A 12,261-nucleotide genomic window follows, 5' to 3' on the forward strand; every position below is an offset into this window, starting at 1 on the left:
TCACTTCAGCACCGCCTCCATCACTGCCTTGGCGATCGGCGCGGCCGTGCCGCCACCGGTGGCCTCTCCGCCGCCGCGCACGGCGCCGGACTCGACCATCACCGCCAGCGCGATCCTCGGCTCGTCCGCGGGTGCGAACGAGATGAACCAGGCGTGCGGTTGCTGGCCCTGAGCGGTCTCGGCGGTGCCGGTCTTTCCCGCTACTTGGACGCCGGAAATCTGCGCGCGGTTCGCGGTGCCGTTGGCCACGACGCTCACCATCATGTCGGTGAGCTCGTCGGCCGTCTCCTTGCTGACCGCCTCGGTGAACTCCTCGGGGTCGGTCTCGTCGATCGTGTCGCCGTTGGAGTCGGTGATCTTGTTGACCAGGTGGGGCTTCATGACCACGCCGTCGTTGGCGATGCCGGCCGCGATCATGGCCATCTGCAGCGGAGTCATCTGGTTGCTGCGCTGGCCGATGGAGGCCTGGGCGACCGCGGCAGCGTCCTCCTTGGGGCCGAAGTCGCTCTTGACCACCGACATCGGCACGGCCAGCGGCTCGCCGGCGCCGAACTTCTGCAACTGCTCGCGCATCGCCTCGTGGCCGAGATCGATGCCGATCTTGCCGAACGGGGTGTTGCAGGACCGCTCCAGCGCGAAACGGAGCGTCACCTGGCCGGAGCCGCACGCCGCGCCGCCGTAGTTGGGCAGGTCGGCGCTGGTGTTGGGCAGGTCGAGCACCTGCGGGGCGGGGACGGTGGTGTCGGCGCCGCGGCTGGAGTCGTCCTCCAGGAAGGCGGCGGCCGTCACGACCTTGAACGTCGAGCCCGGCGGGTAGGTGTTCGCGATCGTACGGTTGAGCAGCGGCTGGCTCTTGTCCTTGGCCAGCTCGTCGTAGCGCTTGAACACCTCGGCCTTGTCCGTGCCCGACAGCTCGGCCGGGTCGTAGGTGGGCAGCGAGACCATGGCGAGGATGCCGCCGGTCTTCGGGTCGAGGGCGACCACGGCGCCGCGCTTGCCGCTCTCGCGGAGGGCGTCGTAGGCGGCCTCCTGCGCCGCCGGGTGGATCGTCAGGTCGACGTTCGCGCCCCTGGGCGGCTCGCCGGTGAACAGGTCGATGCCGCGCTGCAGCAGCAGGTCGGCGCTGGAGCCGTCGAGCAGCTTGTTCTCGCTGCGCTCGATGGCGGACTCGCTCTCGGGCGAGAAGAAGCCGGTCACGTGCGCGTACACGCGGCCATCGGGGTACTCCCTGAGGAACTTGAAGTCGCCCTTGGTCTCCTTCGACTGGGCCAGGATGACCTTGCCGCCCGCGGTGATGCGCCCGCGCTGCACCGCGTACCGCTCGTAGAAGTTGCGCTGGTTGCGGGCGTCGTCGCTGAGGCTCGACGCGCGCACGCCCTGAAGGATGTTCACGTTGATCATCAGGAGCGCGAACATGGCCAGGCAGGCGACGGCCGCGCGCTTGATCGTCCGGTTCATCGCTGGAACACCTGCGTCATTCCTTCGTTCTGGATCGCCTGGGGCGGCGGCCTGCGCGCCGCGTCCGTCATGCGTACGAGCAGCGCGATGAGGATCCAGTTGGCCAGCAACGCCGAGCCACCCTGCGACATGAACGGGGTGACCAGGCCGGTCAGGGGGATGAGGTTCGTGACACCGCCGACGATGATGAAGATCTGCCAGGCCAGCAGGAACGACAGGCCGGCGGACAGCAGCTTGGTGAACGGGTCGCGGGCGGCGAGCGAGGCGCGCAGCCCGCGCTGGACGATCAGCGCGTAGATCATGAGGATCGCCATCAGGCCCGTCAGTCCGAGCTCCTCGCCGGTGGCGGCGAAGATGAAGTCGGAGAAGGCCAGCGGGATCAGCTCGGGGTGACCCTGGCCGAGCCCGGTGCCGAGGACGCCGCCAGAACCCATGGCGAACAGGCCCTGCATGAGCTGCTCGCTGCCGCCGACGGCGGTGTAGAGCTCGGGGTTGCCGGGGTCGAGATAGACCGCGAAGCGCTGCTGGACGTGACTGAAGACCATGCCGGCCAGGACCGCGCCGCCCAGGAAGAGCAGGATGCCGATGATCACCCAGGAGATGCGCTGGGTGGCGATGTAGAGCATCGCGATGAACGTGCCGAACAGCAGCAGCGAGGAGCCCAGGTCCTTCTGCAGGACGAGGATGCCCAGGCTGACGCCCCACGTGATGAGCACCGGGCCGAGGTCGCGCGCGCGCGGCAGGTCGATGAACAGCAGCCGCCGCCCGGCGAGCGCCAGCACGTCGCGCTTGGCCACGAGGTAGCCGGCGAAGAAGACGACCAGCGCCAGCTTGGCGAACTCGGCCGGCTGGAGCGAGAACACCCCCGGGACGCCGATCCAGATGCGGGCGCCGTTGAGCTCCTGGCCGAGGAACGGGATCAGCGGCGAGACCAGCAGGAAGAGCCCCGCCGCGCCGGCGGTGTAGGTGAGCCGCTGCAGGGCGCGGTGGTCACGCAGGAAGATCAGGGTGAGGCTGAACAGCACGATGCCGATGAGCGTCCACATCAGCTGCGTGTTGGGCGAGGCGAGCGTGGCGGACGGCAGGTCGGAGTCGGTCTCGGACAGCCGGAAGATCATCACCAGGCCGAGGCCGTTGACCAGCGTCACCAGCGGCAGGATCAGCGGGTCGGCCCACGGCGCGAACTTGGCGAGCACGAGGTAGGCGGCCAGCATCAGGCCGCCCAGGCTCAAGCCGTACGTCAGCATGCCCGAGGGGATCCCCCCGTCCATCGCGAGTCCGACGTTGGCGTAGGCGCCCATGGTGATCAGAACCGCGAACGCGAGCATGACGAGCTGGGCCATGCGTCGCTTGGCGGGCATGGGCACGGGGGCTGGGGCCACTTCGCTCATCTACTGGGGTTTCGTCCTTGTGGGAGTCGGGGATGGCGACGGGCTCGCGGAGGGGGTGGGTTCCGCGAACCTCATTGTATTGATCTTGGTGAGACCCTCGCCCACGTTGCCGACCTCGATGCCGTCCTTGACCAGTGCCTGGTCAGGCGGCGAGAGCCGGGACAGGGCCTTGCCGGTGTGGCGGGCCACCTTGAAGAACTGTACGGGGCCCACCTCCTGCTGGATGCCCTGGAAGACGACCACTTCGTCGGCCCAGGCTCCGACGAAGAACTGGTCCTGGGTCCACTTCCAACCGAAGTAACCGCCGACGCCCGCGGCGATGGCGGCCACGGACAGCACGGTGACCAGCACGGGCCACACCCGGCGACGCCTGCCCGACTTGCGGGACGCTCGCGCGACCGGCTCGTCGAAGTCGTCGTCGGCGATGGCCGGCTGGGGAGCGGTCACCGCGCCCGCTCGCCCCGGCGCCGACTCCTCGCCGGAGCCGCCGGCACGCAGCCGGGTCATCCCGGCGGCGCCGACGACGGCGGCCTCGAAGGGCGGCTGCTGCCCGTCGGTGATCTCCAGCACGTCGGCGATCACGCAGGTGATGTTGTCGGGCCCGCCGCCCCGGTTGGCCAGGTCGATGAGCTGGCGTACGGCCTCTTCGGGATCGTCGAGGTTGGTCAGCGTGGCGTGCAGGGTCTCCGCGCTCACCACCCCGGACAGCCCGTCGGAGCAGAGCAGGTAGCGATCGCCCACCTGCGCCTCGCGCAGCGTCAGGTCGGGGTCGACCTCACCGCTGCCGTCGAGCGCCCGCAGCAGGATCGAGCGCTGCGGATGGGTCGCGGCCTCCTCCGGGGTGATCCGCCCGTCGTCGACCAGTTGCTGTACGAGCGTGTGGTCATGGGTGATCTGGTAGAGCTCGCCGCGTCTGAGCAGGTAGGCGCGTGAGTCGCCGACGTGCACCAGCGCGACCTGGGTGCCGTTCCAGAGCATGGCGGTGAGTGTGGTGCCCATGCCTTTGAGGCTGGGATCCCGTCCCACCATCTCGTGCAGCTTGCGATTGGCGTCGCGTACCGCTGCCTCGATGGCGTTGAGCAGGTCACCCCCCTGCTGGGCCTCTTCGAGAGAGGCCATCGCGGCGATGGCGACGGAACTCGCCACCTCGCCGTGTGCGTGCCCGCCCATGCCGTCGGCGACGGCGAGCAGGCGGCCGCTGGCGTACGCCGAGTCCTCGTTTCCTTCACGGAGGAGGCCGACGTCCGAGCGGGCGGCGTAGCGGAGTGCGATGGTCATTTGCGCAATTCAATGACTGTCTTGCCGACACGGATCGGAACACCGAGCGGCACCGGGGTCGGGCGGGTGACTTTCGAGCGGTCGAGATACGTGCCGTTGGTAGAGCCGAGATCTTCCACGATCCACTGACCGTCCTGGGGAAAGAGCCGGGCGTGCCGGCTGGATGCGTAGTCGTCGCTGACTACCAGCGTGGCGTCGTTCGCCCGGCCAATGGTGATGGGCGTCTCCGTGAGATTAATGGTGGTGCCCTGCAGCGGACCACCTGTCACGATGAGCTGGCGGGGCTCTCCCTTCCTGCTCTTGGGCTTAGCCACGGGTTTGGCAGGTTTGGTCCCTGTCCCCGGGCCGGCCGGGGCCGTGCGTGACCCGAACAAGTCGGTCCGGATCACACCGACCGCGGCGATGACGAAGAACCACAGCACCGCCAGGAAGGCGAGCCGGATCAGCACCAGCGTGAGCTCGGACATGGACCGTTTGTCTACCTCTAATCGCGCCGGAACACCAGAGTCGTGCGTCCGAGCGTCACTCGCGTGCCGTTCTGGAGCTCGATTCTGCGTACCGGCTGGCCGTTGACGAAGGTGCCGTTGGTCGATCCGAGATCGACCAGGACGACTTGCTGACCCTCGACGCGCAGCTCCGCGTGGTGGCGGGACACGCCGGGGTCGACGAGACGAAGATCGCAGTCGGTGCCGCGCCCGAGCAGGGTCACCGGAGTGGTGAGCTCGTAGGAGCGGTCGCCCTGTGGATCGTCCTGAGTGCTGACGAGCAGCCGGGGCCGCCCGTTGAACGCGTTGGGCCGGGACGGGGGCAGGTCGCTGGACGGCTGGCGGATCTCGTCCTGCTCGACCGTGGCGCCGCGGATGACGCCCGACCTGATGCGGAACAACCCCACCGCCAGGTCGCCCGCCGTCTCGAATCGGACCCGGACCGGTCCCACGAAGGAGTAGCCCTGCTCCTTGGCGTACTCCCTGGCGAGGTTGGCCAGCTCGTGGCTGATGCTGTCGGCGTAGACCTCTAGCCGCTCGGCGTCGGTCGTGGACAGCTCCACCACGAAGTCGTTCGGGACGAGGGTACGGCCCTGGGCGACGATCGCCGCCCGCTCGTCCATCTCCCGCTGCACCGCGCTGGCGACCTCGACCGGCTGAAGGTCAGATTTGAACGCCCGCGCAAAGGCCCCCTCAACCAAGCCTTCGAGCCGTCGCTCGAAGCGCTGAAGGACTCCCACCGGGTACCTCCCTTCCTCCGTGCATATGATCGCGGCCCCCAGACGCCCACGACGCCCGGTCTCCGCTCGAACCACGAGACAGAGTTCCCCGGCGCCCTCCAAGCAGTCGCGCCCAGCTCCTCCGCTCACGTGTCTTATGCGATCGTATCCGGGTTCAGTACCAGTGGCTGTTCCGTGCTAATGTTTCTCCGCACCCACAAGGGCGGGTGGCGGAACGGCAGACGCGCACGGTTCAGGTCCGTGTGTCCGAAAGGACGTGAGGGTTCAAATCCCTCCTCGCCCACTCCGGTCACGCCGATGAAATCGGCAGACCAACACTGACGAAAGAGAGCCTCGGTTCGCAAGAGCCGGGGCTTCATCTTTTCCGTCCACTTCTCGCATTCGCTCGGCGAAGGGTACGCCCGGCCGGTTGCAACGCACTTTCACGTCGCTTCCGGCCGGGCGTTTCGCTGTGTTTTCAGTCACAGCGGACCCGGGGGTGTCAGGCCGCCAGCTTGCGGGTGTCCAGGAGCTGGCCCAGCAGGTCCGTGAGGCTCACCATGCCGACGGTCGCGCCCTCGCCGCCGATGACCAGCGCCAGATGCGCCCGCGCCTCCTGCAGCGCCGCCACGGCCTCGGGAACCTGCGTGGCGCTCTGCAGCTCCGGCACCGGCCGGGCCAGCTCGCCCGCCGTGCGTCCCGGCTGCAGCAGGGCGTCGCGGGCGTGCAGGACGCCCGTCACCTCGCCGCCGTCGCTCACGAGCAGCCGCAGGTGGCCGCTGCCGGCCGCCACGCGGCGGATCTCGGCCGTGTCGGCCGACGGAGGCACGGTGACGACCCGGTCGATCGGCACCATGAGGCGCTCGATGCCCGCCGCCTCGAACCGCAGCGCCCGGGTGAGCAGGTCGTGCTCCTCCCGGTCCAGCAGGCCCATCCGGCCGGACTCGCCGACCAGCATGGCGAGCTGGCGCGGCGTCCTGGTCGTGGCCAGTTCGTCGCGCGGCTGCACGCCGAAGAGCCGCAGCATCACGTTGGTCAGGCCGTTGAGCGTCGAGAGCAGCGGCAGCATCACCCAGGTGAAGGCCCGGAAGGGCAGGGTGAGCAGCAGCGCCGCGCGCTCGGGATGGGTCAGCGCCCACGACTTGGGCGCCATCTCGCCCACCACCATGTGCAGGAACGTCACCAGGGCCAGCGCGAGCGTGAGCGCGATCGGCACGCGCAGCGGCTCGGCCACGCCGATGGCCGCGAACACCGGCTCCAGATAGTGCTCGATGGCCGGCTCGGTCACGTACCCGAGGCCCAGCGTGCACAGCGTGATGCCGAGCTGGGCGCCGGCCAGCATGAGCGAGAGCTGGCGGCTGCCGCCCGCGGCGGACCTGGCCGCGATTCTGACGAGCCGGTTGCCGCCCGTCGCGATCTCCTCCAGGCGGTGCCGCCGTGAGGAGACGAAGGCGAACTCGGCCGCCACGAACAGCGCGTTGAACGCCAGCAGCGTCACACTGATCAGGATCATCGTCATCGGCTCGTCGCCTCCGCGGGCTGCTGGGCGGGCGTCAGACGCACCCATTCGGGCACGCGCCGGGTGATGGAGATCACGGTCAGCTCGGCCAGATGCCGGTTCCCGTCGTCCTCCTCGAACGGGTCGGCCTCCACGACCGTGGGCACCGTCACCGTGTCGCCGGGCTCGGGCATCCGCCCCAGCTCCGCCAGGATCAGGCCGCCCAGCGTGTCGTAGTCGTCGCTCTCCGGCAGCGCGATGCCGGTGGCCCGCTCGACCTCGTCGAGCCGCAGCCTGCCGGGCACCTCCCAGACGCCGCCGGGCTGCCGCACGGCGCCCACGGGGTCCGGGTCGTTCTCGTCGACCAGCTCGCCGACCAGCTCCTCCGCCAGGTCCTCGACGGTGATCACACCGGCCAGGCCGCCGTACTCGTCGATGACGCAGGCGATGTCGTCGTGGGCGACGCGCATGCGGTCGAGCACCGCCGGGAGAGGCAGCGAGTCGGGCACGAGCAGCGCCTGCCGGGTGATGTCGCCGACGGCGCCCTCCTCCATCCCGGAGGTCAGCAGCTCGCGCACGCCGGTCACACCCGCGACGTCGCCGTCGTCGCCGAGCACCGGGTAGCGGGTGTGCCCGCAGACCCGCATCGTCTCCACCAGCTCGGAGATCGGCTGGGCGGTGCGGAGCGTGACCACCCGCGGCCGCGGCACCATGATCTCCTCGGCCGTGTGGTCGCCGAACTCCAGGGCGCGCTCCAGCAGCTCCGACAGGCGCGGAGGCAGCTCGCCGGCCTCGGTGGACTCCTCGATGATCCGGGAGAGCTCCTCCGGGGTGGCGCCGTGCTCCACCTCCTCGACGGGCTCGATGCCCAGCTTCCTGAGCAGCCCGGTGGCGGCAGAGTCGAACAGCCGGATCACCGGGCCGACCACGGCCAGGTAGACGAGCGTCGATCCGGCCAGGAACTTGGCCAACGGCTCTGGCCTGGCGATGCCGAGGTTCTTCGGCGCCAGCTCACCGAGCACCATCTGGACCACGGTGGCCACGCCGACGCCGATGGCGACGGACAGCCCGGTGATCAGGCTGTCCGGGAGACCGGCGTCCGACAGCCAGGGCCGCACGAGCGCGGCGATGGCGGGCTCGGCCAGAAAACCGACCACGAGGGCGGTGACGGTGATGCCGAGCTGGGCGCCCGACAGCATGAACGACAGTCGAGAGGTCACCCGCAGCGCCTTCTCGGCGGCCTGGTCACCGGCCGCGGCCTGCTCGCGCAGGACGGCCCGGTCGGCGGCGACGAAGGCGAACTCCTGGGCGACGAAGTAGCCCGTCGCGGCAGTGAGCAGGAAGAGGGCCAGGATGCCCAGATAAGCGCTCACCGGCGCGAGCTCTCAGAGGTCCCCGTGCATGCGCACGGGCGGCTACTCCATGGGTCCGCAGTGGACACGATCATCCTTTCCATAGATGTGGTCCCTAAAGCTAACGATGCAGGTGCCTTCTGTGTTTCCGGTGGCCATATCCGCCGGGTTCTGCGTACTTTTCCGTGGGCGGAACATTGGCCGGTGCGCTGCACTGAACGACGTCTGCGACGTAGCGTCTATGTCAAGCGATGGGAAGAAGGAGCCAAGTGTCTGAGGACGACCGGACGCGGGCCATGCGCCCGCCTGGTGAGCGCCGTCCGCTGCCGCGAAAGGACGAGGGGCGGCGCTCGGCGGGGGCGCCCGCGCACCACTTCCCGCAGCCTCCCGCCTCATCGGCCGGCGACGAGCCGCCCCGGGCCGGCTCGCGCGTGTACGGCAGGCCGCGCTCCGGCGACAGCCCCGTCCGCCCGATGCGGCGCGGCTCCGAGCAGCAGCCCCCGCCCGGGCGGCGGCCGCGCAGGCGGATCAGGGGCGGCACCGTGCTCAAGATCCTGGGCGCGCTCCTGGCCGCGCTGGTGCTGCTCGCCGCCGGTCTGCTGTTCTGGATCGACGGCCGGCTGGGCGGGCTGCCCGCCGGGATCCTGGACGACTACGAGGGCCGCCCGGCCGACACCCCCGGCACCAACTGGCTCCTGGTCGGCTCCGACAGCCGCAAGGGCCTGTCCGCCCGCGAGCGCAGGAAGCTGGCCACCGGCAACAGCGGGGGCCAGCGGACCGACTCGATGATGCTGCTCCACCTGCCGGAGGGCGGCGACCGGCCGACGCTGGTCAGCCTGCCCCGCGACTCCGCCGTCACCATCCCCGGCAAGGGCCGCAACAAGCTCAACGCCGCCTACGCCATCGGCGGGCCCGAGCTCCTGGTCCGCACCGTCGAGACGGTCACCGGCATCCGCGTCGACAACTACATGGAGATCGGCTTCGCCGGCTTCGTCGACATCGTGGACGCCGTCGGCGGCGTCGACATCAACGTGCGCGCCGCGGTGAACGACCCCAAGGCGGGCCTGAAGCTCAAGAAGGGCACCCAGACCCTCACCGGCGCCCAGGCGCTCGGCTACGTCCGCACCCGCCAGGGCGGCGCGCTGCCCGACTACGAGCGCACCAAGCGCCAGCGACAGTTCCTCGGCGCGGTGGTGAAGAAGGCGGCCAGCCCCGGCACCCTGATCAACCCGTTCACCTCGATCCCGCTGGCGATGAGCGCGACCGAGGCGGTGGCGGTCGACGAGGACACCGGCGTGTTCGACATGCTCTCGCTGGGCCTGGCCATGGGCGACAACCCGGTGACCACGGTGGTGCCGTTCGGCGGCACCGAGGTCGTCGCCGGCGGCGAGGCCGTCAAGTGGGACAGGACCAAGGCCGTGGCCCTGTTCGACGCGCTGGCCGCCGACAAGCCGGTGCCGAAGGAGGTCGTCGACGCCGGCTAGCTCGGCGCCGTTTCAGCTCGACGCGGTGATGGCGGCCGTGGTGACGGCGATCGAGATGCCCGCGTTGATCGCGGCGATCGTCTGGGCCACGGCCTCCGCCTCCCAGGCGCCGGAGGCGATCTGCTTGACCCGCTCCTTGTCGGCGCCGGGGAACGCCTTGCGGTCGAGCTTGGCGGCGTGCATGACCGCGATGAGCACGGCGGTGCGCGGGTCCGGCTCGGCGCCGCCGAGCGCGGCGGCGACCCGCTCGCGCACCCGCGCCTCCACGGCGCCGTCGAGCTCGGGCCAGCGGGTGGTGCGGAAGATGCCGAACACCCGTACGCGCTCCTCGGCCAGCACGCCCGCGCCGGCGAGCCGGGTGAGCAGGCGGGTGCGGAGCTTGCCCGACTGGAGCTGCTGCACCCACCAGGCCGGCTTGCGCTCCTTGGGGCTGCCGGCGATGCGGGCGAGCGCGCCGTCGAGCTCGTCGTCGCCCATCGGCGCGGGGTCGAGGACCGTCACCTTCTTGTCGCGCAGCGCGATGCGCTCGCCGAGGGCCAGCTCCGCGAGCAGGGCGCCGGCCACGGCGGGGTCGAGCTGGATGGCGGAGAGCAACTGCCTGCCGTCGTCCTCGCCGAAGGCGAGAAGGAGGATCTCCTCCGCGATCGTCACACTCATCCTCTGACACTAACGTGCGAGCATGACCATCTCGGAAAAGTTGCACGTTATCGGCCGCCCCCTGCTCCAGGCTCAGCTGGAGCATCCGACGGTGACCGGCATCGGGCGGGGTGACCTGCCGGACCCGGTGTTCCGGTCGTGGCTGGAACAGGACTACCTGTACCTCCTGGACTACGTGCGGGTTTTCGCGAAGCTGGCCTGGCAGGCGCCCGACGCGCACGTGGGAGACCTCGTGGACCTGGCGCACTCGACGTACCACGAGGAGCTGGATCTGCACCGTTCGCTGTCGGCGGAGTTCGGCGCCGACCTGGAGGGGGCCGTGAAGGGGCCGGCGTGCGTGGCGTACACGGACTTCCTGCTGGAGGCGGCTTCCTCGTACGGAGAGGGGCTGGCGGCGCTGTACCCGTGCATGTGGGGCTACTCGACGCTGGGGCGGATCCTGGCGGAGAACCCGCCGGCCGAGCCGCGCTACCGGGCCTGGGTCGACACCTACGCCGACCCGGGGTTCGCGGCGCTGACCGAGCGGATCGCCCGGATGCTCGACGAGGCGGACCCCGACCCGGCCGTGGCCGAGGCGAGGTTCCGGGAGGGGATGGCGCACGAGCTGGCGTTCTGGGACGTGCCGTAGCGCCCGCGTAGGCTGGAGGGCATGCCGGAGCTTCCCGAGGTCGAGTCGCTCACCGCGTTCCTGCGCGAGCGGGCGGTCGGACGCGTGATCGCGGGCGTCGACGTGCCGGGCGTGCAGGCGCTCAAGACGTTCGACCCGCCGGTGAGCGCGCTGGGCGGGCTGGCCGTCACGGGCGTGACCAGACACGGCAAGTTCCTCGATCTCGACTGCGACGGCCTCCACCTCGTCATCCACCTGGCCCGGGCGGGCTGGCTGCGCTGGCGTGAGGACCTCTCGGGCGCCAGGCCGGTCCGTCCGGGCAAGGGCCCGCTGGCCGTACGGGTGCGGATGGCGGCCGACGCCGAGGGGCTCGCGCCGGGGTTCGAGCTGACGGAGGCGGGCACGCAGAAGCGCCTGGCCGTCTACGTGGTGAGGGACCCGGAGGAGGTGCCGGGGATCGCCGCGCTCGGGCCCGACCCGCTCGACCCGTCCTTCGACGTGGCCGCGCTCAAGCGGATCCTCGGCGGCAACCGCACCCAGGTCAAGGGCCTGCTGCGCGACCAGAAGGTCATCGCGGGCATCGGCAACGCCTACTCCGACGAGGTGCTGCACGCCGCGAGGATGTCACCGTTCAAGATCGCTTCGACGCTGACCGACGCGCAGGTCGCCGACCTGCACGAGGCGATCGTGACCACGCTGCGCGAGGCGGTCGAGCGGGCCCGCGGCCTGGCGGCCAAGGACCTCAAGGCGGAGAAGAAGTCGGGGCTGCGCGTGCACAACCGCGCCGGTCAGCCGTGTGACGTGTGCGGCGACACGATCCGCGAGGTGTCGTTCGCCGACTCCGCGCTGCAGTACTGTCCCACCTGCCAGACCGGCGGCAAGCCGCTGGCCGACCGCCGCATGTCCAGGCTGCTCAAGTAGGGTCGCGGCGTGTGCCGAGCACGGCGCGCGGCAGGGGAGAATGGGCCCATGACGGTTCCCGAGGTCGAGGTCCGCGACGTGCCCGAGGACGCCTACCTGCTCGACGTGCGCGAGCAGGACGAGTGGGTGGCGGGTCACGCGCCCGAGGCGGTCCACATCCCGATGACGCAGATCCAGGCGCGGGTCGAGGAGGTGCCGTCCGGCCGCCCCGTCTACGTCGTGTGCCGCGTCGGAGGCCGCTCGGCGCAGGTCGCGGCCTGGCTCAACCGGCTCGGCCGGGAGGCGATCAACGTCGCCGGCGGCATGCAGGCCTGGGAGTACGACAAGCGCCCCATGGTCAGCGAGACGAACCTGCCGCCCGTGGTCGCCTGACTCCGCCGCTGGCCCAAATCCGACCAATAGGGCATCATG

12 protein-coding genes and 1 tRNA gene are annotated in these 12,261 nt (G+C 70.5%); 5 read left to right on the forward strand and 8 right to left on the reverse strand.

Annotated elements, in window-relative coordinates; translation table 11 throughout:
- The 5 genes from ACQEUU_RS03785 to ACQEUU_RS03805 are packed head-to-tail and all read right to left on the reverse strand — an operon-like array spanning position 1 to position 5,352.
- Complete coding sequence (locus tag ACQEUU_RS03785) at positions 1 to 1,458, reverse strand: peptidoglycan D,D-transpeptidase FtsI family protein (RefSeq protein WP_433060305.1); 1,458 nt, start codon at positions 1,456 to 1,458, stop codon at positions 1 to 3.
- Positions 1,455 to 2,849, reverse strand: a complete 1,395-nt coding sequence (locus ACQEUU_RS03790; RefSeq protein ID WP_433060308.1) for an FtsW/RodA/SpoVE family cell cycle protein — start codon at positions 2,847 to 2,849, stop codon at positions 1,455 to 1,457. Before ACQEUU_RS03790 ends, ACQEUU_RS03785 begins: the two co-directional genes overlap by 4 nt.
- On the reverse strand, positions 2,850 to 4,127 hold the full coding sequence (locus ACQEUU_RS03795) for a Stp1/IreP family PP2C-type Ser/Thr phosphatase (protein ID WP_433060311.1): 1,278 nt from the start codon (positions 4,125 to 4,127) through the stop codon (positions 2,850 to 2,852).
- A complete protein-coding gene (locus tag ACQEUU_RS03800; RefSeq protein WP_270157066.1) occupies positions 4,124 to 4,594 on the reverse strand; it encodes an FHA domain-containing protein FhaB/FipA in 471 nt (156 codons plus the stop codon). The genes ACQEUU_RS03795 and ACQEUU_RS03800 overlap by 4 nt, the downstream gene beginning before the upstream one ends.
- Positions 4,595 to 4,611: 17 nt before the next feature.
- The gene (locus ACQEUU_RS03805; RefSeq protein ID WP_270157067.1) at positions 4,612 to 5,352 is read right to left on the reverse strand and encodes an FhaA domain-containing protein; all 741 of its coding nucleotides are present in this window, start codon (positions 5,350 to 5,352) and stop codon (positions 4,612 to 4,614) included.
- Between the two features lie 200 nt (positions 5,353 to 5,552).
- Here ACQEUU_RS03805 and ACQEUU_RS03810 point away from each other — a divergent pair.
- A tRNA-Leu gene (locus ACQEUU_RS03810) sits at positions 5,553 to 5,635 on the forward strand.
- Between the two features lie 198 nt (positions 5,636 to 5,833).
- Here the strand turns inward: ACQEUU_RS03810 and ACQEUU_RS03815 are convergent.
- Together ACQEUU_RS03815 and ACQEUU_RS03820 are read right to left on the reverse strand one after the other, a co-directional pair.
- Positions 5,834 to 6,850 carry a hemolysin family protein gene (locus ACQEUU_RS03815; RefSeq protein WP_433060315.1) on the reverse strand — a complete coding sequence of 339 codons (1,017 nt, stop codon included), beginning with the start codon at positions 6,848 to 6,850 and terminating at the stop codon, positions 5,834 to 5,836.
- A complete protein-coding gene (locus ACQEUU_RS03820; RefSeq protein WP_433060317.1) occupies positions 6,847 to 8,202 on the reverse strand; it encodes a hemolysin family protein in 1,356 nt (451 codons plus the stop codon). Before ACQEUU_RS03820 ends, ACQEUU_RS03815 begins: the two co-directional genes overlap by 4 nt.
- 248 nt (positions 8,203 to 8,450) lie before the next feature.
- Here ACQEUU_RS03820 and ACQEUU_RS03825 point away from each other — a divergent pair, with 248 nt between their 5' ends.
- Positions 8,451 to 9,665: an LCP family protein gene (locus tag ACQEUU_RS03825; RefSeq protein WP_433060320.1), complete on the forward strand. Its 1,215-nt coding sequence runs from the start codon at positions 8,451 to 8,453 to the stop codon at positions 9,663 to 9,665.
- Between the two features lie 12 nt (positions 9,666 to 9,677).
- Here ACQEUU_RS03825 and ACQEUU_RS03830 read toward each other — a convergent pair whose 3' ends face one another.
- Entirely contained in the window at positions 9,678 to 10,322 is a 645-nt protein-coding gene (locus tag ACQEUU_RS03830) for a GOLPH3/VPS74 family protein (protein WP_433060323.1), read from the reverse strand.
- A gap of 22 nt (positions 10,323 to 10,344) precedes the next feature.
- Between ACQEUU_RS03830 and ACQEUU_RS03835 the strand changes: the two genes are divergently transcribed.
- Genes ACQEUU_RS03835 through ACQEUU_RS03845 form a run of 3 tightly spaced genes read left to right on the forward strand, consistent with a single transcriptional unit; the run spans position 10,345 to position 12,222 of the window.
- Positions 10,345 to 10,950: a TenA family protein gene (locus tag ACQEUU_RS03835; RefSeq protein ID WP_433060326.1), complete on the forward strand. Its 606-nt coding sequence runs from the start codon at positions 10,345 to 10,347 to the stop codon at positions 10,948 to 10,950.
- Between the two features lie 21 nt (positions 10,951 to 10,971).
- Positions 10,972 to 11,850 (forward strand): Fpg/Nei family DNA glycosylase, encoded by an 879-nt coding sequence (locus ACQEUU_RS03840; protein ID WP_433060329.1) that lies wholly within the window; start codon positions 10,972 to 10,974, stop codon positions 11,848 to 11,850.
- 48 nt (positions 11,851 to 11,898) lie between these two features.
- A complete protein-coding gene (locus tag ACQEUU_RS03845; RefSeq protein ID WP_433060332.1) occupies positions 11,899 to 12,222 on the forward strand; it encodes a rhodanese-like domain-containing protein in 324 nt (107 codons plus the stop codon).
- Positions 12,223 to 12,261 lie beyond the last annotated feature (39 nt).

The sequence above is a fragment of the Nonomuraea sp. CA-218870 genome (genome assembly GCF_050936535.1).
Classification (GTDB): domain Bacteria; phylum Actinomycetota; class Actinomycetes; order Streptosporangiales; family Streptosporangiaceae; genus Nonomuraea; species Nonomuraea corallina.